Consider the following 21,705-nt stretch of genomic DNA (forward strand, 5'->3'; position numbering starts at 1 on the left):
TGTTGGCGCCGCCGTATTCCTCGGCCACCGTGATGCCCAGCACGCCCAGGGCCCAGCACGCCCAGGTCGCCCATCTTCTTCCAGGCGTCCATCGGGAACTGGTCGGTGCGGTCGATCTCGGCGGCGCGCGGGGCCAGTTCGGCCTGCGCCCAGTTGCGCACGCTCTCGCGCAGCATGTCGATGTCTTCGCCGAGGCGGAAATTCAGGCCGGGGAGTTCGTTCATATCAATGCTCGTAGTCTGGTTGGATGGGCCGCCCCGGGGCAGGGCGGCCTTGCGTCGGATGGGGGCAGGGACCGGCAGGATCTTCAGGCCGTCTTGTTCTCGCTCAGCCCGAGTTCCTTCGTCATGCTGTCGCGCATCACGAACTTCTGCACCTTGCCGGTGATCGTCATGGGCATCTCGCTGACGAAGCGGATATAGCGCGGGATCTTGTAGTGCGCGATCTGGTCGCGGCAGAAGGCACGGATGTCATCCTCGGTGGCGGTCTCGCCCGGCTTGRGCACGATCCACGCGCACACTTCCTCGCCGTACTTTGCGTCCGGCACGCCGAACACCTGCACGGCCTGCACCTTCGGGTGGCGGAACAGGAATTCTTCGATCTCGCGCGGGTAGATGTTCTCGCCGCCGCGGATCAGCATGTCCTTCACGCGGCCGACGATATTGCAGTAGCCCTCTTCGTCGATGGTGGCCAGGTCGCCGGTATGCATCCAGCCGTCGCGGATCGCCTCGCGCGTGCGCGGCTCGTCGTCCCAGTAGCCTTGCATCACCGAATAGCCGCGCGTGCACAGCTCGCCCTTCTCGCCAACCGGCACGATCTCGCCGGCGCCGTCCACGATCTTGACTTCCAGGTGCGGCTGGATGCGGCCCACCGTGGTCACGCGCTTGTCGAGCGGATCGGTGGTGGCGCTCTGGAACGACACCGGGCTGGTCTCGGTCATGCCGTAGGCAATCGTCACCTCGGCCATGTGCATCCGCGCGATCACGCGCTTCATGGTCTCGATGGGGCAGGGCGAGCCCGCCATGATGCCGGTGCGCAGGGAGGAGAAATCGTACTTCGCAAAATCGGGATGATCGAGCTGCGCGATAAACATGGTCGGCACGCCATGCAGCGCGGTGCAGCGCTCCTCGCTGACGGCCGCCATGGTCGCCACCGGCTCGAACGCCTCGCCGGGGAATACCATGCACGCGCCGGTGGAAACGCACGCCAGCACCGCCAGCACCATGCCGAAGCAGTGGTAGAACGGCACCGGGATGCACAGCTTGTCCTGTTCGGAGAAGCGCATCGCCATGGCGATGAAGCGCGCGTTGTTGACGATGTTCCGGTGCGTCAGCGTGGCGCCCTTGGGCGCGCCGGTCGTGCCGCTGGTGAACTGGATGTTGATCGGGTCATTGCGGTCCAGCGAAGCGCTGATGGTGTCCAGCTCCCCGGTGATGGCATGCGTGCCGTGCGTGAGCAGCGCATCGTAGTTCAGCATGCCGGGCGTACGCTCGCCGCCCATGCGGATCACCCAGCGCAGCGCCGGCAGGCGCGCGGCCTGCAGGTGGCCCGGCTCGCTGGTGGCCAGTTCCGGCGCCAGCGTCTGCAGCATCTCTAGGTAGCGTGACGTCTTGAACGATTCCGCCGCCACGATCGCCTTGCAGCCCACCTTGTTCAGCGCGTATTCCAGCTCCGACAGACGGTAGGCCGGGTTGATGTTGACCAGCACCAGTCCCAGGCGCGCGGTGGCGAACTGCGTCACCAGCCATTCCACCCGGTTGGGCGACCAGATCCCGATGCGGTCCCCGCGCTCCAGTCCCAGCAGGCGCAGGCCGCCCGCCATGGCATCCACCACCTGGGAGAATTCCAGCCAGGTCCAGCGCACCCCCTGTTCGCGGAATACCACCGCCTCCCGGCCGGGAAAGCGCGCCACCGTTCCGGCAAGCAAGGCCGGCACCGTCAGCTCGGACAAAGGGATGTCGGTCTCGCCCCGTACATGGGAACGTCCCGCCATGGGCAAAGTCGATGGGTCAGCCGCACCCTGCATCGTCATACTCGTCTCCAAAGCGCTGTCGCAATCTTGTCTGAACCCCGGATTTCTGAGTCTTGGTCAACTTTGTTGAGTAAGGCTCAAGTTTCGGGGTGCGCATATTTTTTGCCCGCCTGGCCTATGTATTAGGCGGATAGTCAGGCGCGCTGAGTGCAAAAGTACACGCTGGCTCCGAAAAAAGCAACCTTGAGTTGAGTAAAGATCAATTACAATGCCATGACACGCACCGAGGCTGCGCCGCAGCATGCCCGGGCGGCCAGTCAGCGCCAGTGTTTGCTGCGCCGCACTATAATCGCCGGCTCCCGGCAAGCGAGGTAACAAGTCGATGGACGACATCATGGTGCGGCGCCGCGTCCCCGCTGGCGCCAAGGCGGAGCAGCGCATCCGCGATATCCTGCGCGTCAGCCGCGAAGTCTTCGCCGAGCTGGGCTACGAGCGCGCCACCACCACCGAGATCGCCCAGCGCCTGGGCATCTCCGAAGCCACCGTCTTCACCTACTTCCACGGCAAGCGCGAACTCTGCGCGCGCGTGATCGAAGACTGGTACGACGAGATCATCGGCGTGGTCGAGGAAGGCCTGCCGCGCGACCAGAGCACCAAGGTCCAGCTCGAGTTCTACGTCCGCACCCACCTGCGCCTGTTCCTGATCCAGGGCACCGGGCTGTGCGCGCTGGTGCTGTCCGAAGGCCGTGCCAAGGGCCCCGGCCTGGGCGAAGTCTTCGTGCCACTGCAGCGGCGCTACACCGCGCCGCTGATGGACCTGCTGGCAAGGGCGCGGGAGAGCGGCGAGATCCGCACCGACCTGCCGCTCAGCCTGCTGCGCTCGGCCATCCTCGGGCCGATGGAACATATCCTGTGGGACGCCATCGCGCGGCAGCGGGAAGTGGATATCGAGCGCACGGCGCGGGATATCGTCGCGCTGCTGTGGCCGGCCCTGCAGCCCCCCGATCTGGAAGCCGCCGCGTTGCGGCAATTCTATGGCGAGGTGGGCGCCGCGCTCCGGCGCGTCGAACAGGGTGGGGCAGGCGCCTGAGGCCCTGCGCGGCCTTCTGCCGGACAGCCGCTTCGGTGAAGCCATGCCGGCGCTGATCAACGCCGTCAGCATGCTGGCGGCGAGCACGCCGGACAGGTGGGTTGAACTAAGCGATCCATTTCGCCCAGGTCGCGCGCCGCTGCCGCCAGCGGTTCGTCGCTGACGCCGGGGGCGCGCGGCATGTCGGTCGACACCGGGTACGGATGGCGGCCGGACAGCGGGCAGTAGCAGGCGTCCTGCCGTCGGGGGTGTAAACTCCTCCCTTTTTTGACTCTGGTGGTATGGTGCAAGCCCCTCGGCACACAGGTTTCAGCGGCCCGACGCTCGTTCGCTTGCTTGCTCGCCTGAYGGACGTCGATGTTCCCGAATCCAGGCAATCCCTGTCGGACCGGCTGAGCCAATGGCTTGGCTGGACGGATGCCATTGCGCTGTCCGGGGCGCTGAACGGCAGTCCGCCGGCGGTTGCCACCGGCGCGCGGACATTCGGCAGCGCCGAGGAGCGCGAATGCGCGCGCGTGCGGACCGCGCTGGCGGATGCCATTGCCGGCGATACCGCGTCCACCGCCGCCAGGCGGTCCGGGCGCGCGCCGGTGCCCACGAAGGCAGCACACGTGGACACGGATGTCGATTACGCTACTTTTCGTCAGCGCTATCTCTCTTTGCAACAGACGATGGAGACGAATATCGGCAACTTGCGCACCCGCCTGCGCGGCATGCTGGCCGGCAGGTCGCCAGAGATGGCCCGGCTCGCGGCGGTGGATGGCGTGATGGAGGGAGCGCTGGTCGTGCGCGAGCGCAGCCTCCTGGCTACGGTGCCCACGTTGCTCGCAGGGCACTTCGAGCGCTTGCGCCGGGCGGAGAAGGCGGCGCTGGCGGACGCCGAGGCCGCCGAGGCCGCCGAACGCCCCGCGGCGGTGACGCCCGGCGCATGGCTGGAAGTGTTCCGCAAGGATATGCAGAGCGTGTTGCTCGCTGAATTGGAAGTTCGTCTACAACCGGTAGAAGGCCTGCTCGCGGCTTTTCGCACCAGCTAATTAGGGCGCCATGTCCCGATATCTTGTTAAGTTTGCTGTTTTCCTGGCGGGTCTGATCGCTGTGTGCTGGATCGGCGTGGGCTATGTCGGCTCGAATGCGCTGGCGCTGGCGGTCACGATGCTGGTTGGCGCTTTCTACCTGGCGGGCGCGCTCGAGTTGTGGCGCTATCAGCAGGCCACATCCGGCCTGACGCACGCCGTGGCAGGCTTGTCCGAAGCGCCGGCCAGCCTGGGCTCCTGGCTTGAGCAATTGCACCCCAGCCTGCGCAATGCGGTGCGGCTGCGCATCGAGGGTGAGCGCGTGGGCTTGCCGGGGCCGTCGCTGACGCCGTATCTGGTGGGCCTGCTGGTGCTGCTGGGCATGCTGGGCACGTTCCTGGGCATGGTGGTGACGCTGCGGGGCACCGGGATGGCGCTGGAAAGCGCGACGGACTTGCAGGCGATCCGCGATTCGCTGGCCGCACCGGTCAAGGGCCTGGGCTTTGCGTTCGGCACCTCGATCGCCGGCGTGGCCACTTCCGCGATGCTGGGGCTGCTTTCCACCTTGTGCCGGCACGCGCGGATCCAGGCGGCGCAGATGCTGGACGCCAAGATCGCGACGACGTTGCGCATCTATTCGCAGGCCCATCAGCGCGAGGCATCCTTCAAGCTGCTGCAACAGCAGGCGCAGGCGATGCCCGCCCTGGTTGACCGGCTGCAGGCCATGATGGCGGCCATGGAGCAGCAGAGCGCCGCCATGAACGAGCGGCAGATGGCCAGCCAGGACGCCTTCCAGGGCAAGGCCGAGGCCGTATACAGCCGCCTGGCCGGCGCCATGGAGCAGTCGCTCAGGGAAGGCGTCGCGGAAAGCGCCCGCGCGGCGGGTGCGGCGCTGCAGCCGGCCGTGGAGGCCACGATGGCAGGTCTTGCGCGCGAAACAGCGTCGTTGCACGACGCTGTCTCGCAGGCCGTGCAGCGTCAGCTCGATGGCCTGTCCACGGGATTCCAGGCCACCACGACCAAGGTGGCGGGGATCTGGGGCGACGCGCTGGCGGGCCAGCAGCGTGCGAACGAGGCGCTTGCCCGGGACCTGCGCGGCTCGCTCGACGGCTTTGCCGCGACTTTCGAGCAGCGCTCGGCCAGCCTGCTGGAAAACGTCTCGACCCGCCTGGAGACCGCGGCGGGCAGCGTATCGGAGGCGTGGAGCGACGTACTGGCGCGGCACGAACGCGTCAGCGCGAAGCTGGCAGGCGACAACCAGCACGCCCTGGCGGCGGCCGCGGCGACCCTGGAGCAGCACTCGGCATCGCTGGTGCGCGCGGTGGGCCAGTCACATGCCGGCCTGCAGGCGGAGCTTGCAGCGCGGGATGAACAGCGGCTGGCGGTATGGGCCGAGACGCTCGGTGCGATGACGACGGCGCTGAATCAGGCGTGGGAGCAGGCGGGGGCGCAGACCGCGAGCCGGCAGCAAGCGATCTGCGAGACGCTGGCACAAACCGCGCGCGACATGTCGGACCACGCGCAGGCGCACGCCAGCAACACGGTCGCCGAAATCGACCGGCTGGTGCAAATCGCCGCGCAGGCCCCGCAGGCCGCGGCGGCCCTGCAGGCGGAACTGGCATCGCGCGACCAGGAACGGCTGGCGGCCTGGACCGGATCGCTGGGCTCGATGGCAGCCACGCTGCGCAMGGAATGGGAACTGACGGGCGCACACACCGCCAGCCGGCAGCAGGAAATCTGCGAAGCACTGGCCCAGACCGCGCGCGAGATTTCGTCGCAGACGCATGCGCACGCCAGCAATACGATCGCCGAGATCGACCGGCTGGTGCAAGCCGCCGCCGAGGCCCCCAAGGCTGCTGCGCAACTGCAGGCGGACCTGGCATCGCGGGACCAGCAGCGGTTGGCGGCCTGGACCGAGTCGCTCGCCGCGATGGCAGCCACGCTGCGCAAGGAATGGGAGCAGACCAGCACGCATACGGCGAGCCGGCAACAGGAAATCTGCGAGACGCTGGCGCGGACCGCGAGCGATATCTCGTCCCGGACGCAGGCACACGCCAGCGAAACGATCGCCGAGATCGACCGGCTGGTGCAAGCCGCCGCCGAGGCCCCCAAGGCTGCCGCGCAACTGCAGGCGGACCTGGCATCGCGGGACCAGCAGCGGCTGGCGGCCTGGACCGAGTCGCTCGCCGCGATGGCAGCCACGCTGCGCAAGGAATGGGAACAGACCAGCACGCAGACGGCGAGCCGGCAGCAGGAAATCTGCGAGACGCTGGCGCGGACCGCAAGCGATATCTCGTCCCGGACGCAGGCACACGCCAGCGAGACGATTGCCGAGATCGGCCGGCTGGTGCAAGCCGCCTCGGAAGCGCCCAGGGCCGCGGCCGACGTCATCGGCGAACTGCGCCAGAAGCTCTCCGACAGCCTGGCCCACGACAACGCGATACTGGAGGAGCGCAGCCGCCTGCTGGAAACGCTGGGCACCCTGCTCGATGCCGTGAATCACGCCTCCACCGAGCAACGGACGGCGGTCGACGCGCTGGTCGCCACGTCGGCCGAGCTGCTCGATCGCGTCGGCACCCGGTTCACCGACAAGGTCGAGGCCGAAACCGGGAAGCTCTCGGAAGTGGCCGCGCAGGTCACCGGCAGCGCCGTCGAGGTGGCGAGCCTGGGTGAAGCATTCGGCGTCGCCGTGCAGTCGTTTGGCGAGTCGAACGACAAGCTGGTGGCTCACCTGCAGCGCATCGAAGCGGCCATGGACAAGTCCATTTCGCGCAGCGACGAGCAACTTGCGTATTACGTGGCACAGGCCAGGGAAGTCATCGACCTGAGCATGCTGTCGCAAAAGCAGATCGTCGAAGACCTGCAACAGCTCGCCGGCGAGCGGGCATCCGCCGGCACCGAGGCAGCATGAGCGAGGACATCGACGGCGGGCTGGAGCCGGCAGTACCGACCTGGGCCGTCTTTGGCGATCTGATGTCGGTGCTGCTCGGGGCATTCGTTCTGATCCTGGTGGGCGTGATCGGCGTGCAGCTGGAACTCTCGACCCGGCTGGAGGAAGAGGTCAAGCGGCGGCAGGTGGAGACGCAGCGCCGCAAGGCCCTGGAAGACGCGCTGGCGGGGCCGCTGGCGGCGGGCCGGGTGACGCTGGTCAATGGACGTATCGGCATCAGCGGCAACGTGTTGTTTGCGCTGAATTCCGATCAGTTGCAGCCCGCGGGCCGGGACGTATTGAAGAGCCTCACCGGCCCGCTGTCCGCGTACCTCCAGGCCCGGGACGAAATCCTCATGGTCAGCGGCTTTACCGACGACAAGCAGATGCGCGAGGGCAACAGCCGGTTCGCCGACAACTGGGAGCTGTCGGCCCAGCGCGCATTGACCGTGACCCGCGCGCTGGTCGATGACGGTATTCCGTCGTCCTCGGTATTTGCGGCCGCGTTCGGCTCGGCACAGCCCGTGGCGTCGAATGCCGATGCCGTGGGGCAGGCGAAGAACCGCCGGGTGGAAATCGCGCCTATCCCCAGGCCATCCCGGGCGACGGTGAAGCCCCGTGAGTAATGACGAGACCCAGGCTGGCGGGAACGGTGGCGGCGGGACAAGCCACGCCCGGGCGACGCTCGACGCATGGCGCGAGCGCGGCGCCGATCGCCTCGATCCCATCCGCTTTCATTTCATGGACGCGCTCGACCGGCGGGCAGCCGGCCACGGCGGCCAGGCGCGGCGCCTCCTGGACGACCGGCTGTCCAAGCTGCTCAAGGCATATGGCGACGATCTCGAAAGCGCCGCACGCAAGCGTGGCGATGCCGCTGGCGCGCCCGCGGCACCCGCGCCCGCTCGCGGGGCGCTTGGCGAGCTTGTCGAATACATCGCCAGTCACGCCACCAGCCACGCCGCCGGCCGGCCGCCGGCTGACGGCGGCGGCGCGGCAGCAAGGGAGCCCCGGCCCGGACTAGCCGCCTTTCCCGAACTGGAGGTGCTCGATCATTTCAGGGAAACCTGGTCCAGGCTCAGGGTCAGTTCAGACCGGCAACTGCGGCAGTCGCAGCAGCAGGTTCCCGACAATGCCGGCCCGCTCAACTCGAACCACCTGGTGCACCGGGCGCTCTTGCTGATGCGGGAGCTGTCGCCAGGATATCTCCAGCAGTTCTTGTCGTACGTCGACGCCCTGTCGTGGATGGAGCAGATGAACGGCGCAGGCGCCTTGGCGGGCAAGGACGCCCCTCGCGCCGGGAATGCCAGGAAGAGTGTGCGGGGCAAATCACGCTAAGGCCATGCCGCGCCAGGCCGGCACGGGTCAGGCCACGGCAGTGCCGATGGGCCACATCGGCGAAGCCGACGCAAGGCATGCCGTGAGCAGGCATAGCGCGGTCCGCAGGGCCGCAACAGGGTCGATGAAGCACGCGCGCACCTGTTCGCTGCGGCTTTCGCCATAAAGGCACCAGGCACAGAAGTGCTCGCAGTTATTGGTCAGCAGCCTGTAGCGATTCTCGCCCAGCCGTGAGCGCGCACGCTGCGCGGCTTCGTTCGCGAGGTAGACCGGACGGGGGCCGGGCTCGACCGAAAGTGCGTGACCGCCGGCGAAACGCGCGACGCTGACTTCCTCTACGGGGCCGCAACGCAACGACCCGGAAAAACCGGCGTAGTGCACCACCTTGCCATCGCCCACATAGATGCCATGGTGGCTGTAGCCGTGCCGCGCCGTGACGAGATGGGCGCCGAGAGGCGGCTCCCTGTCGACACCGGGATGCCATTGATGCCATTGTGTCGGCATCGACTCTGCAGCAGTGCCTGGATAGCTGGTTGACTGGCCCATGATCGAACGCCCCGGGATCTGGTGACTTCGATCCAAGCGTAGCCATGGCAATGCATTAATGATAATTAAACGTTTTTCTCGTAAGCATAAGTATTTGCTTATGCTATGCCGCCAGGCACTGGATCCACCCGGGATCCTGGCGTCCCGCCCCTGAACAGTGGAGCCGCCGGCTTTCACCAGGGGCGGCGGTCGTCCCGCGGCTGGCCCTCTCCTACGAATCTTCCGTTCTTTCGACTAGGCTGTAGCGGTGCATGGCCCGTGGCCGTTCGCTGTCACGGCGTGAAATCGATCGCGGGAGCACAGGATGCCGACCTACCTGGCCGAGGTGTACACCACCAAGTCACTTTCCCTGGCAGCCATCCTCGACCCCACTTCGGACCTGCCGCTCGAACAGCCGATCCAGACCCATGTCCTCCAGGGCAACGCGGCGTTCTTCCGGCAGCGCTACGGCGAAGCGCTCTCGCACTATCTGGCCGCGTGGGGCCTGCTGCCGGTCCTGGTCTGGCCCGTCTTCCCACCTGTGATCGGCAAGCTCGCTCCCGAGCTGCTCTCCAGGCTTGAACTGGTCCAGCCGATCCTCGAAGCCAGTGCCAGCATCCATCGCCTGCGGCCATCCCTTGGCCCGACGGCGGACATCATGCCGCCCATCGAGCCGCCGCCGGGCGTGGCCGAACTGACCGAACGCTACGCCGGCGGCACCGGCAAGGCGCAGCGGTCCCAGGCCCTGAGCCTGACGCTGCTTCGGCAGGGCGAATTCGACCTGGCCCGCCGGCATGCCGAGGACGCGCTGGGCGCCGGCAACGAGGCGGAGCAGGGCGATGGCCATGCCATCCTGGCCGCCATCGCGCTGGCCAGCGGCGACATCGAAGGCGCGCAGGCCGGTTTTTCGCGGGCTGCCGAGACGTACCGCAACCTTCGCAGTCCCGGCGTAGCCGCCTCGATGGATCACAACCTTGGCGTCGTCAGCAGCCTCGCGGGCGATGGCGCCGGGGCCGCCACGCGGTTCGCCGCGGCGGTGAACCAGTTGCCGGCCCGGCTCGACTGGAGCGTGACCCAGGCGCTGAATCCGGGCAGTGCGTCCGTGACGCGGCCGGTCGGGACGGCGGGGCTGCCGCTGTTGCTCAGGAGCGGTGTGACGTGGCACCAGGTAGAGGTCGGCATGGTGGCACCGGTGATCGCGGTCGACGTCGCCGGGCGGGACGGGGCGATCACGATCGACCTGTCGGACAACGGCGCCGCCGCGCTCGAAACTGCGCTCTACCAGCCGCGCATCGATGCCGCCAGGCTGGTGGACCTCGGCATCGACCTCACCGTGCCGGGCATATTCATCTCCTACCTCGCCCAGGTGCGCGGCTTCGTGCTGCCGCTGGCGCTCGGCGATACCTATCATGCGCTGGGCCGCTACGACCTGGCGGCGAACTATTTCGTGCTCGCGCGCGACTATCGCTACCTGAACCTCGCCATCGAACGGCCCATGCTCTGGACCCGGCTGGCCCGCACCTACCTGGCCGAGGGCGACCGCTACTACCGGCAGCAGGACCCCGCCTCCGCGCGGCTCGCCTATGAGCGGATCGTCAAGGTCGTGCCCGGCGGCTACGTGATCGACGGCCCCCTCTACGCGGGCAGCTTCGCGCCGCTGGCGGCCGAGACGATGGCCTTGCTGAACGCCCCCGACTGGCTGCAATTCGATGGCATCGGGTACCAGCGGCGCATCCTCGTGCTGCAGGCGCTCGCCAGCCTCCAGCAGATCGCCAACGGCATCAACTATCTTGGCTTCCCGGACGACATCATCCCGATTCATCCGTGGCGCTACCTGCAGAACCAGGCGCGCTACTTCGCCAACCAGGCGGTCCAGGCCGAGCGGGCCTACCTCAATTTCAAGAGCACGGCGGAGAAGGAGGCATTCACCCGGCTCACCCTCGAACAGGCCGTGGCCGCGCAGCAGTCGGCGGTCAATGTCGAGAAGCAGAAGGTCGCCCTTGCCCAGGAGCAGGAGCGCGTGGCCAAGGAGACATCGGCGCTGGCTGCCCAGCGCATCGAGCAAGCGCAGGCGTCGCGGGACGACTACGAGGCCGTTGCCGAGCAAACCGCCTTCTATGACGAGATCAGTGCGCTTTATTCGGCGCCGGACGGCGGCGTGCATGTCGATCCGGACTTTGCCCAGCAGCTCGGCATCCAGCTCACCTATGTCCACGAGACCTATACCGGGATCACCGGCACGTCGGATTTCTACTATACGAAGGACGTGTCCAAGGGCGACATCCTGCGCACCATGAACCGCAGCCGCAACAAGGCCACCCGCGACCTCGAACTGCGCGACATGGACCGCAAGATCGACCAGCTCGGCGGGGACCTGGCCCTGGCCAATGCCCAGGCGAAGGTCGCCGCAAAGGGCGTCGGGGCAGCCCAGGCCCAGCAGCAGCTTGCCGAACTGCGCGCCGCCCAGGCAAAGAGCCAGCTCAATGCCTTCGAGGACCAGGAGCTGACCCCCGAGCTGTGGGACAACCTGGCCGAAGCCCAGCGCGAGATCAGCCGGCGCTACCTCGACTGGGCCATCGGCGCGGCGTTCCTGATGGAGCGCGCCTACGAGTTCGAATACGACACCACGGTGAACCGGATCCGCTTCGACTACGCGCGCAGCGAACTGGACGGCCTGATGGCCGCCGACCTGCTGCTCGCCGACATCGACCAGTTCAGCTACGACCGCCTGCTGGAGACCGCGAAGAAGGCGCCGGTCAAGGTCAGCATCGCCCTCGCGGACCGCTACCCGTTCCAGTTCCGCCGGGACTTCCAGCAGACCGGCCGGCTCGACTTCCAGACCGCGCTCGACGAATTCGACCGCTGGAACCCGGGCACCTACCGCCGCAAGCTGCGCCGCGTGGAAGTGGTGATCGAAGGGCTGGTCGGTGCCGACGGCCTGCACGGCACCCTGACCAGCAGCGGCATTTCCCTGGACCGCAACCGCAACGGCGCGGTCCAGACGCGCGTGCAGAAGGCGGAGACCATGATCCTGTCGCGCTTCGACCTGCGCGGCGATGGCTTCGTCTTCACCTCGACCGAGGAGCAGGTCCTTGCCGTGTTCGAGAACAGCGGCGTCGCCGGCGGCTGGGTCCTCGACCTGCCGCCGGAGGTGAACGACGTTGACTACCGCACCATCACCAACGTCCATCTTGTCCTCTACTACGACGCCTACTACAGCGGCCAGGTAGCGAGCGTGGTCAGGGCGGAGCTGGCGGCGGCCGGGCGCGACGAGCAGATGCTCGGGCTGTCGCTGCGCTTCCAGTTCCCGGACGAGTTCTTCAATTTCCAGTCCACCGGGGAAATGCGCTATGCCATCGACGAAGCGTACCTGCCCTTCAACCACACCGGGCCGACAGTCCGTGACCTCTATCTGAACCTCGAGACCGTCGAGGGCGCATCCCCGGCGAACCTGACCGTGACGGTCGAGCTGGACGGGACCAGCGCCAACGCGGTGACCGACGCGAACGGACTGGTCGGCACCGCCGATGCGGCACTCGCGGGTTTGCGCGGCCGCCCGCTCGCGGGCACGTGGGTCATCCGGATCGACCCGGGGCTCAACGCTGCCGCCTTTGCCGCCGGGTTTGGCTGGGACAAGATCCGCAATGTCGCTGTCTTTGCCAACTACACGTACGTGCCGCGCGGCCGCACGGTGACGCAAGGCGATTTCGGCGCCGACCCGCTGGCGGGCTTCGAGATCGTCGACGATCCGGGGGCCACCGATGGCGGCCCCGGGGCGTGGAGCTACGACCCGGCAGGCAAGCGCGTCCTGCAGCAATCGGGCCTGYACGCGGCCGCCCTGGAGGATGCCGGCGCGGCCAAGCCGGGCGCCATGCTGGTCGGCAGGACGGATGCCGGCTGGCCGGCGCGCCGGGACCTGGTCCTGCGCACGCGCCTCGCCTCTGACCACGACGGCATTGGCGTGGTCTTCCGCTACCAGGATGCGGACAATTTCTACTACTTCCTGATGGATGCCACGCTGGGCTACCGCCGGCTCGGCAAGAAGGTGGCCGGCGTCTTTGCCGAGCTCGACACGCCCGCCGTGGATGCGGCCGCCGGCTATGACGCCGGGCGGACATACCAGCTCAGCGTGGCCGTGGTCGACAACGCGCTGGTGGCCGCACTCGACGGCGTGCCGGTGCTCGCGGGGCGCGATGCGTCGATACCGGTGGGCGGGCGGGTTGGCTTGCTGGCCTGGAAGAACCCGACCGCGCGGTTCCTTGACCTGGCCGTGCGGGATGCATAGCCGCCTGTGAGGAGGCGTCATGGCGCACTTGTCCGGCGTGTCCACCCTGGGCGTCAGCCTGCCCAAAGGCGGCGGCGACGTGCGCGGGCTGGGCGGCAACTTCGTGGCCGACTATAACCGCGGCACCGGCAGCTATGTCCTGGACCTGCGCCTGCCGGCAGGTCCGGCAGGCATCCGGCCGGCGCTGGCGCTGGCCTACAACTCCGGCGGGGCCAACGGCGCCTTTGGCCTTGGCTGGGCGCTGGGCGTGCCGTCGATCCACCGCGACGGCGAGCGCCGCTTCGTGCGCTACGACGACACCGACGGCTTCCGCCTCGACCTGCACGGCGAACTCGTGCGGCTCGCCGACGGGCGCTGGCGCCCCCGCTATGACGAACTGTTCGCCCGCATCGAGCGCGGCGACCACTGGGAAATATTCCCGAAGGAGGGCGGCGTCCAGCGCTATGGCGTGGACAGCGAGGCGCGCATCGTCCACCCCGACCATCCGGACCGCATCCTGGCGTGGGCGCTGCAGGAGGCCGAGGACCGCAACGGCAACCAGATCCGCTACCGCTATGTCGCCGATGGCAACAACCGCTATCTCGGCGAGGTGGCCTACGGAGCCTACCGCGTGGTCCTTGCCTACGCGCCGCGGCCCGATGTGTTCGCCACGGCGAGGCACGGCTTCCCGGTCACGACGGCGTTGCGCTGCACGTCGATCGAGATCCATTGTGACCGGCTCGCCGGCCAGAGCCTGATCCGCCGCTACGCGCTGAGCTATGCCGAGCCCGCCGAGACGCCGCTGTCGCTGCTGCGGCAGATCCAGCTGACCGGCCATCGCGCCGGCGAGACGGCCACCATGCCGCCGCTCACCTTCGGCTACACCAGCTTCAGGCCAGAGACCGGCCGGTGCCGCCCGCTGGTCAACCCGCTGGGCTTTGCGCTGGCGCCGCTCGGCTTGCCCGGCACCGACCTGCTCGACTGCACCGGCGACGGCCTGCCGGACATCGTGCAGATCGACGACCAGCGCCATTGCTACTGGGCCAATCGCGGCGATGGCAGCTTCGATGCGCCACGGCAGATCCGCAGCCTGCCCGACGGCGCGCACCTCGGCGCGCCCGGGACCAGCTTCGGCGACGCCGATGGCGACGGCGCCGCCGACCTGCTGGTGACCGAGGGCCCGCACACCGGCTATTTTCCCAAGACCGGCCCGGCCACATGGGGGCCGTTCCAGCGCTACCGCCGGGCTCCGGCCTACAGCCTGCGCGATCCCAACAACCGCCTCGTGGATCTCGATGCCGACGGACAGGTGGACCTGCTGCGCACCACGCCATCGGCCTTCGTCCTGCATCTCAACCGTGGCAGCGAGGGCTGGGAGTCGCTGCCGCCGATCCCGCGCGTGCGGGATATCGATGCCTTTCCCGACGTGTCGCTCGCGGACCCGCGTGTCCAGCTTGCCGACATGACGGGGGACGGCCTGGCCGACATCGTCCTGGTCAGGTCCGGCGAGGTGTCCTACTGGCCGTACGAAGGCCTCGGCCGCTGGGGCAGGCGGCGGGTGCTCGCCGGCTCCCCGGCCTTCGCGCGGCCCGAACAGCCGCGCCGCATCTTCCTGAGCGACGTCAACGGCGACGGGCTGGCCGATCTCGTCGTCGTGGAAGGCGATGTCGTGACGGTCTGGATCAACCGCACCGGTACCGGCTTTGCCGCGCCTGTCCGGCTCGGGAACGCGCCGCCGAGCGGCGGGGCCGACGTGCGGATGGCCGACATGCTCGGTGCGGGGACGGCCGGCGTGCTGTGGAGCTACGAGTCGGAGCGGCGCCCGCGTACGCGCTACTTCTTCCTTGACCTCGGGGGCGACGAGAAGCCCTACCTGCTGTCGGCCATCGACAACGGCCTGGGCAAGCACACGCGCATCCGCTACAGCAGTTCGAGCCAGTTTGCCGCGCGTGACCGGGCCGAAGGGCATCCCTGGAACACCTTCCTGCCGTTTCCGGTGCAGGTGGTCGCCGAGGTCCGGCAGGAGGATCCGCTGGCGGGCCTGTCCACATGGCAGGAGATTCGCTATCACGAAGGCGTCTACGACGGGCGCGAGCGGCGCTTCGCCGGCTTCGGCCGCGTCGAGCTGGTCGATCATGGCGACGCCACGGCGCCGGCTCTGCTGACGGCGATGCGCTTCGATGCGACGCCGACGGACGGCCTGGGCCGCGACGAACGCGCGCTGGCCGTCGCCCGCTGGGGAAAGATGCTGGAGACCACGCAAGGCCCGCCAGGCGGTCCGGTGATGCGCCGCTCGAGCAGTGCGTGGGCGGCAAATGTCGCCGAACACGGCACCGACGGCACGCCGGTCGCCACGGTGCACCGTCACACCATCCGCAACGAGGCCCCGGGCGGGGCGGAGGGGCCGGTGGTCATCGAGCATCTTTACGCGTTCGACGACAGCGGCAACGTCACGCGAGACCAGATGTCGGCCAACGGCCCGGCGCCGCTGACGCTGGTCAGCGAGGTCGAATTCGCGCGCACGCCGGATGGACGGCCGAGCGCGCTGCCGTCGCGGGTGACCGAGCGGCGCGGCGACGGCGCCCTGGTGCGCGAGCGCCGCTACTACTACGATGGCGAGCCATTCACCGGACTCCCGCCCGGCCAGGCGACCACCGGCAATCTTGTCCGCCAAAGCGTGCGCGTGCTCGACGAGCCAGACTTCGCCGCCCACTACGGCGCCGAAGGGCTGGATGCCGCCGCGCTCGGCTACCGGACCGAGGACGGCGCAGTCTGGTCCGACGCCGGCCGCTACAGCTATGACGCCCGCGGCAACCTCGCCGCCACCCGCGATCCGCTCGGCCACGAAACCACGCTGGCGAGCGATGCCGCCGGGGTCTTTCCCGTCCGGCTCCAGAATGCGGCCGGCCATGTCACCCGCTTGCGCTGGGACGACGCGGCGCTCCAGCCGGACGAGATGACGGACGCCAACGGCGCGGTCTGGCGCTTCGGCTTCGACGCGCTGGGCCGCGTCACCGCGCTCGCCTTCCCGGGCGACTCGCTTGCCGATCCGGGCGAGACCGTGTCGTACCACCTTGATGCGTCACCGCCCTATGTCGAGCTGCAGCAGAAACTGGCCGACGGCATGCCGCCGCTGCGGCGACGCGTATTCCATGACGGCAGCGGGCAGGTGCGGCAGACCCGGGCCATGATCGACGAGGCCAGCGTGCTGGTGTCGGCGTTCGAGTCGCTGAACAGCCGCGGCTGGGTTGCCAGCCGCGGCGAGCCGTCCATTGCCGGCTCGCTGGACTTCGGGCCGGTGCCCGCGGGCGGGGTCACGACGTTGCAGTACGACGCGATTGGCCGGGTCGTGTCTGCCGGACTGCCCGGCGGGCGCAGCACGCGCTCGCTCTACGAGCCATTCCGCACGGTCACCTACGACGCCAACGATACCGACGCGTCGCCCGCGAACGTCGCCCGCGGCTTCTTCGATACGCCGACCATCCACCGCCTGGACGGCCAGGGGCGGCTGGTCGGCGTTACCGAGCTCCACGACGGGCTGATCACGAGCCATGCCTACCGCTACGACGAGGCCGGGCAACTCGTCGAGGCAACCGGCCCGGCGGGTGGCCGCATGCTGGGCCAGCGCTTCGATCTCGCGGGCAACCGGCTCGCCCTCGACCATGTGGACGCGGGCAGCCACCTGTTTTACTACGATGCCGGCGGGCAACTGGTGCGCAGCGCCGACGCTGCCGGCCGGCGCATCGCCATCGCCCGCGACGCGCTCGGTCGGCCGACCGGCACGGCGGTAGATGGCATGCTGGCGCAGAACCTGGTGTATGACGCACCGGACCTGCCCAACGCCTTGGGCCGGCTGAGCACCGCCCACGACGAGGCGGGCGAATGGGCCTTCGAATACGATTCCCGGGGTCGGCCTACGCGCCGCACGCTGAGCGCGCCTGGCCGGAGCTGGACGCTGGAGCACCGCTATCAGGCCAATGGCCAGGTCGCCGCCATCCGCTATCCGGACGGCGCCGAGGTCACGTTCCAGTACGACCGGGCCGGCCGGCTTGCCGCCGTGCCGGGCGCACTCGACGCGCTGACATACGACGCGCACGGCCGCCGGACGTCGATGCGCGCCGCGAACGGCGTGCAGACCCTGCTCGACTACGATCCGCTGACGCGCTTCCTGGCCCGCCTGCGTGTGCTCGGCCCGGCGGGGGAGGTGCTGCACGACCTGAGCTACGACCGCGACAACGTCGGCAACGTGCTGGGCCAGCGCGATGGCCGCCCGCCCGGCCCCGACGCACCGCACCCGCGCCGCTTCATCCTGGATGGCCGCTACCGGCTGCTCGAAGTGGACGGCGGGGGATCGGCCGCCGTCGGCGCCTACGTGCGGCGCTACGCCTACGATGCCGCCAACAACGTCGTGGTCTACCCGACCCACGCCGCCGCGCCCATCGTCTACGCGCCGCCCGGCAGCAACCGCATCGCCGGCATCCTGGACGGCGGCAACCTCGTCCCCCTCTACGCGCACGATGCGAACGGCAACGTCGTGCGCTTGCCGGGACGCGACCTGATGTTTGACGCCTTCGGCCGGCTGGCCGGCGTCCAGCGCGCGGACGGCGCCACGGTCGCCTATCGCTACAACGCCGTCGGCGAGCGCGTCTGGCGCACGGCAACCGTCGCCGGTGCGGCGCGCCGCACGCTGTTCCTGGCGGGCCTCTACGAGGAGGACGACGACGGCGCGGTGCGCCGCTACCTGTGCGCCGGCGGCGCGCCGATCGCCATCGACCAGGCCGGCGGGCGGACCTGGCTCCACGGCAACGAACTGGGACACGTCATGGTACTGACGGATGCGGCCGGCGCCCTGGCGGGCAGCCGCTTCTTCCATCCCTTCGGCGAGGCGGGGGGAGCCGGCGGGGTGGCGGTGCCATGCGCGTTCGGCGGGAAGATCCTCGATGAGATCAGCGGCCTGTATCACTTCGGAGCACGCAATTACGCACCGGAGATAGGCCGCTTCGTCAGCCCGGACCCGCTCTACCTGACGGCGCCGGAGCTGGCCCTGGCAACCCCGGGGCTGCTTAACCTGTACGCCTACGCGGGGAACAACCCGATGGTCTACGTCGATCCCTCCGGCCTCTCGCCGCTCGGATCGGCGCTTGGCGGGCTGGTCGGTGGCATGGTCGGCGCGTTCGTGTTCGTGGTCTCGGCTGGCAATCCTGTCCTTGCGGGCATAACCGGCGGGCTGGCGGGCGGTGCCGTGGCCGGCGGCATCGACGGCGGCGCCAAGGGTGCCGTGGTGGGCGGACTGCTCGGCGCGCTCACCGGCGGCATAGGCGGTGGCGCGCTGTGGGGCATTTCCGCGCTGAGCGGCACCCTCCTCGGTACGACGGCGCGCCAGGCGGTCCTGGTGATGCTGAGCACGGCTGCGGCAGGCACCACCACCATCGCGGGCATGGCGCAGGTTGTCGATTCCGGCAACTGGGACATCCTGGCCGGGGCTGCGGCGGGGATTGCCGGCGCAATGATCGGGAGTGCCATCGGCAACGCCATCATGATGCGCAATGTCTGGGAGGACCCCAACAACTCACCGCGGGTAAAGCAAAACCAGCGCGAGGTCCAGGCCGCCCTGAACAACAAGGCCAACTTCGACAAGGTGAACTACGTCAGCAACATGAATCCGAGCGGAAGCGTCCTTGGCAGTCAGTTTCACGGAACGATCACCATGAACAAGGACAATATCGGCAACTCCTATCTCGAATATCGCAGCACGCAGGCGCACGAGTTGTACCACCAGTTCCAGGAACAGACCGTGGCGAATTTCGACCAGGCCTACAGGGCCGAGACTTCCTACGCGAGCAATCGCTTCGAGAATGCGGCGTTCGACTTCGAGATGCGGTTCATGCACTTCACGCCTTACCCTTTCCAGACCTACTCGCACGCGCTGGCGCCGGCTCTGGTCGCGGTCGCCCAGCCGGCCGGGTGGGAGGATCGCAAGAGCGGCGAAGACCGATGGCGAAACGTGTTCGCGCAACTGGGCATCTAGCCGGGCCGGGTGGCCCGCCACAAGGCGGTGCTGGCGCTGGCCGCCTGAGCCTCGGCATGCCCCCGGCGCGCGCAGGTTCCCAGGCCCGGCGCCCGTGCCTGATATGAGCCAGACTAATAACCTGATGAAATAATGCCAATTTATTTCATGTTTGCAAAGACCTATGATGGCCCTCGATCTTTACGGAGCGCTCCATCATGGCAATCACACACAACCTCGGCTTTCCGCGCATCGGCGCAAAGCGCGAACTGAAGTTTGCGCAAGAGTCCTACTGGAAGGGGCAATCCTCGCGCGACGAGCTGAAGGCGCTGGGTGCGCAGCTGCGGCAGCGGCACTGGGAAATCCAGGCTGGCCTCGACCTGGTGCCGGTAGGCGACTTTGCCTTCTACGACCAGGTGCTCGACATGAGTTTCACCCTTGGCAACCTGCCCGAGCGCGTGCGCGGCTTCCATGGCGATGCACTCGACAACTACTTCCGCGTGGCGCGCGGGCGCTCGGCCCGGGGTACCGAAGACCACAGCGCCTGCTGCGGCGGCGGCGTCGCCGCGGGCGAGATGACCAAGTGGTTCGACACCAACTATCACTACATCGTCCCTGAGTTCAGCGCGGCCACCGAGTTCTCGCTCGATAGCTCCCGCCTGCTGGAGCAGCTCGCGCAGGCACGGGCCCTCGGCGTGAAGGCCAAGCCTGTCATCATCGGTCCGGTCACCTACCTGTGGCTAGGCAAGGCCAAGGACGATTCGGACAAACTGGCGCTGCTGCCGCGTCTGCTGCCGGTCTATGCCGAGCTGCTCGCCGAGCTGGCCGCGCAAGGCATCGAATGGGTGCAGATCGACGAGCCGGCGCTGGTGACCGAACTCGGCGCGGCATGGCAGCAAGCCTTCGTCACGGCGTACCAGGCGTTGAAGCAGGGCAAGGTCAGGGTCTTGCTGGCGACCTACTTCGGGCAGCTGCTGGAAAATCTCCCGCTGGCGCTCGAACTGCCGGTGCAAGGCCTGCACCTCGATGCCATCAATGCGCGCGCCGAAGTGCAAGAGCTGGTGGCGAGGCTGCCCGCGGACAAGATACTGTCGCTGGGCGTGATCAACGGCCGCAACATCTGGAAGTCCGACCTGCTGGCGGTGCTCGACTGGCTGGAGCCGGTCCATGCACAGCTGGGCGACCGGCTGTGGGTGGCACCGTCCTGTTCGCTGCTGCATGTCCCGGTCGATCTCGACAGCGAACAGAAGCTCGACGCCGACATCCGCTCGTGGCTCGCCTTTGCCCAGCAGAAGCTCGACGAGCTGCAAGTCGTTGCCAGGGCGCTGAACCAGGGACGCGCAGCCGTGGCCGGCGCGCTGGCCGGCAACCAGGCCGCCATCGCCAGCCGTCGCGCCTCGCCCCGCGTGCACAATCCTGCCGTCAAGGCCGCCATCGCCAGGCTCGACGCCGCGCTCGGCAGGCGCGCCAGCCCCTATACGGCGCGCGCGCCCAAGCAAGCGGCCCTGCTGCAACTGCCGGCCTATCCGACCACCACCATCGGATCGTTCCCGCAGACCGGCGACATCCGCCAGGCACGCAGCAAGTTCCGCAGTGGCGAGCTCGACGAAGCCGGCTACAGGGCCGTGATGCAGGCCGAGATCGCCCGCAGCGTGCGCGAACAGGAGGCGCTTGGCCTGGATGTGCTGGTGCACGGCGAASCCGAGCGCAACGACATGGTCSAGTACTTTGGCGAGCAACTCGACGGCTACGCCTTCAGCCAGTTCGGCTGGGTGCAGTCCTATGGCTCGCGTTGCGTGAAGCCGCCCATCCTGTTCGGCGACATCAGCCGCCCGAAGGCCATGACGGTGGCGTGGATCAAGTACGCGCAATCGCTGACCGCCAAGCCCATGAAGGGCATGCTGACCGGCCCGGTGACGATCCTGAACTGGTCCTTCGTGCGCGACGACCAGCCGCGCTCGGTGTCCTGCCACCAGCTCGCCCTTGCCATCCGCGAGGAGGTGCTGGACCTCGAGAAGGCCGGCGTGCGCGTGATCCAGATCGACGAGGCGGCGCTGCGCGAAGGCCTGCCGCTGCGCAAGGCCCAGTGGAGCGAGTACCTGCGCTGGGCGGTGGAGTCCTTCCGTATCACCGCCAATGGCGTGCAGGACGAGACCCAGATCCACACCCACATGTGCTATTCGGAGTTCAACGACATCATCGCGTCGATCGCCGACATGGACGCGGACGTCATCACCATCGAGACCTCCCGCTCCGATATGGAGCTGCTCGACGCGTTCGACAACTTCAGGTATCCGAACGAGATCGGCCCGGGCGTCTACGACATCCACTCGCCGAACATTCCGACGCAGGAGCACATCGTGCAACTGATGAAGAAGGCGGCAGAGCGTATTCCGGCCGAACGGCTGTGGGTGAATCCCGACTGCGGCCTGAAGACGCGCGCGTGGGAAGAGGTGATCCCGGCCCTGACCAATATGGTCGCGGCGGCCCAGGCCCTGCGGGCCGCCGTGTGACGCTGCGGGCTTGCGCCGCGCATCATGCCTTCCGGCCTTTTCTTTTCGTGTGGGCGA

The 21,705-nt window shown here is 68.3% G+C and carries 10 protein-coding genes and 1 pseudogene; 8 read left to right on the plus strand and 3 right to left on the minus strand.

Features of this window, described 5'->3' with window-relative positions:
- Positions 1-224: pseudogene (locus AC1DK4_RS30660) on the minus strand (acyl-CoA dehydrogenase family protein); the annotation flags it as partial.
- An 83-nt stretch (positions 225-307) separates the two neighbouring features.
- Positions 308-2,032 carry an AMP-binding protein gene (locus AC1DK4_RS30665; protein ID WP_477131976.1) on the minus strand — a complete coding sequence of 575 codons (1,725 nt, stop codon included), beginning with the start codon at positions 2,030-2,032 and terminating at the stop codon, positions 308-310.
- 322 nt (positions 2,033-2,354) lie between these two features.
- Here AC1DK4_RS30665 and AC1DK4_RS30670 point away from each other — a divergent pair, with 322 nt between their 5' ends.
- The 5 genes from AC1DK4_RS30670 to AC1DK4_RS30690 all read left to right on the plus strand — a co-directional run bounded on the left by AC1DK4_RS30670 (position 2,355) and on the right by AC1DK4_RS30690 (position 8,339).
- On the plus strand, positions 2,355-3,062 hold the full coding sequence (locus AC1DK4_RS30670) for a TetR/AcrR family transcriptional regulator (protein WP_441622463.1): 708 nt from the start codon (positions 2,355-2,357) through the stop codon (positions 3,060-3,062).
- A 281-nt stretch (positions 3,063-3,343) separates the two neighbouring features.
- Positions 3,344-4,096 carry a DUF3348 domain-containing protein gene (locus AC1DK4_RS30675; RefSeq protein ID WP_477131977.1) on the plus strand — a complete coding sequence of 251 codons (753 nt, stop codon included), beginning with the start codon at positions 3,344-3,346 and terminating at the stop codon, positions 4,094-4,096.
- Positions 4,097-4,106: 10 nt separating this feature from the next.
- A complete protein-coding gene (locus AC1DK4_RS30680; RefSeq protein ID WP_477131978.1) occupies positions 4,107-6,986 on the plus strand; it encodes a DUF802 domain-containing protein in 2,880 nt (959 codons plus the stop codon).
- Complete coding sequence (locus AC1DK4_RS30685) at positions 6,983-7,630, plus strand: OmpA family protein (protein ID WP_441622469.1); 648 nt, start codon at positions 6,983-6,985, stop codon at positions 7,628-7,630. The genes AC1DK4_RS30680 and AC1DK4_RS30685 overlap by 4 nt, the downstream gene beginning before the upstream one ends.
- Entirely contained in the window at positions 7,623-8,339 is a 717-nt protein-coding gene (locus tag AC1DK4_RS30690; protein WP_441622471.1) for a DUF2894 domain-containing protein, read from the plus strand. The genes AC1DK4_RS30685 and AC1DK4_RS30690 overlap by 8 nt, the downstream gene beginning before the upstream one ends.
- A gap of 27 nt (positions 8,340-8,366) precedes the next feature.
- Here the strand turns inward: AC1DK4_RS30690 and AC1DK4_RS30695 are convergent, their stop codons facing one another.
- The gene (locus AC1DK4_RS30695) at positions 8,367-8,843 is read right to left on the minus strand and encodes a lecithin retinol acyltransferase family protein (protein ID WP_441622509.1); all 477 of its coding nucleotides are present in this window, start codon (positions 8,841-8,843) and stop codon (positions 8,367-8,369) included.
- A gap of 346 nt (positions 8,844-9,189) precedes the next feature.
- On the opposite strand from AC1DK4_RS30695, the gene AC1DK4_RS30700 reads away from it, so the two are divergent.
- From AC1DK4_RS30700 to metE, 3 genes are all read left to right on the plus strand, one after another.
- Positions 9,190-13,149 carry a Tc toxin subunit A-related protein gene (locus AC1DK4_RS30700; protein WP_477131979.1) on the plus strand — a complete coding sequence of 1,320 codons (3,960 nt, stop codon included), beginning with the start codon at positions 9,190-9,192 and terminating at the stop codon, positions 13,147-13,149.
- Between the two features lie 19 nt (positions 13,150-13,168).
- Positions 13,169-19,156, plus strand: coding sequence for a toxin TcdB middle/N-terminal domain-containing protein (locus AC1DK4_RS30705; protein WP_441622475.1), 5,988 nt, complete (start codon positions 13,169-13,171; stop codon positions 19,154-19,156).
- A gap of 197 nt (positions 19,157-19,353) precedes the next feature.
- Positions 19,354-21,648 (plus strand): 5-methyltetrahydropteroyltriglutamate--homocysteine S-methyltransferase, encoded by a 2,295-nt coding sequence (gene metE, locus AC1DK4_RS30710; protein WP_477131980.1) that lies wholly within the window; start codon positions 19,354-19,356, stop codon positions 21,646-21,648.
- Positions 21,649-21,705: the final 57 nt, after the last annotated feature.

The organism is Cupriavidus sp. 05N38 (assembly GCF_056397345.1).